This window comes from Streptomyces sp. BF23-19, assembly GCF_041106355.1.
Taxonomy (GTDB): Bacteria; Actinomycetota; Actinomycetes; order Streptomycetales; family Streptomycetaceae; genus Streptomyces; species Streptomyces virginiae_A.
On record NZ_JBGBPT010000201.1, the window covers coordinates 1 to 1159 of the forward strand.

Below are 1159 nucleotides of genomic sequence, written 5' to 3' on the forward strand. Positions count from 1 at the left end.
CATGAGGCGTGTTCTGTTTCAGATCTTGGGTTCCGCCTGACGGCGCTGGTTTCCGTCCGGTGTCCTGATGTGATGGGCGATAACAGGCTGCCGCCGCTGGTGCTGTCGGATGCGGAGCGGCTGACGTTGGAGGAATGGGCCAGGCGGCGTTCGACCGCGCAGGGTTTGGCCCAACGCGCGCGGATCGTGCTGGCGTGCGCACGTGGGTGGAACAACACCGTGGTGGCCGCGCGGTTGGACACTGAGCGCAAGACGGTGGCCAGATGGCGGGCCCGGTTTCTGCGGGACCGGCTGGACGGTCTGTCGGACGAGCCGCGGCCCGGGGTGCCGCGGACCATCACCGACGCCCAGGTCGAAGAGGTGGTGGTCCGCACCCTGGAAGAGGCACCGGCGGGCGGGACGCACTGGTCGAAGCGCGAGCTGGCCAAGGTGGTGGGGATCTCCCCGGCGAGCGTGCTGAGGATCTGGCACGCCTTCGGCCTGCAGCCCTGGCGGACCGAGACCTTCAAGATTTCCCCGGACCCACTGCTGATCGACAAGGTCCGCGATGTCGTGGGCCTCTACCTCGCCCCGCCAGCCAACGCGGCGGTGTTCGCGGTGGACGAGAAACCGCAGATCCAGGCCCTGGAGCGGACCGCACCGGTGCTGCCGATGCTGCCCGGAGTCCCCGAACGGCGGAGCTTCGACTACGTCCGGCATGGCACCGTCGACCTGTTCGCCGCCCTGAACACCGCGACTGGCAGGGTGATCACGAAACTGTCCGCGCAGCACCGGGCAGTGGACTTCCGTGACTTTCTCGACGAGATCGACCGCCAGACCGATCCCGGCCTGGCGGTCCACGTCATCTGTGACAACCTCTCCGCCCACAAGGCACCGGTGGTCCACAAGTGGCTCCTCGCGCATCCCCGGTTCCAGCTCCACTTCACTCCCACGTATTCGTCGTGGATCAACCAGGTCGAACGGTGGTTCGCCGAGCTGGAACGACGCTGCCTCGAACGCGGAGTGTTCTGCTCGCTCGACGACCTGAAGGCCGCCCTCGAAGGCTGGATCGAGGTCTGGAACGACGAGGCCCGGCCCTTCAAGTGGACCAAGACCGCCGACCAGATCCTCGACCGCATCTGCCGCTACTGCGACAGGATCTCCAAACCAGGTCACTAGG

1 protein-coding gene is annotated in these 1159 nt (G+C 66.9%); it reads left to right on the forward strand.

Annotation, left to right across the window (positions count from 1 at the left end):
- The first annotated feature begins 72 nt into the window (after nucleotides 1-72).
- On the forward strand, nucleotides 73-1158 hold the full coding sequence (locus tag AB8A24_RS43315) for an IS630 family transposase (RefSeq protein ID WP_369479248.1): 1086 nt from the start codon (nucleotides 73-75) through the stop codon (nucleotides 1156-1158).
- Nucleotide 1159: the final 1 nt, after the last annotated feature.

Bases quoted from the DNA above. Each gene is read 5' to 3' on its own strand.
- AB8A24_RS43315 (WP_369479248.1), top strand. From the start codon at position 73: ATGGGCGATAACAGGCTGCCGCCGCTGGTGCTGTCGGATGCGGAGCGG.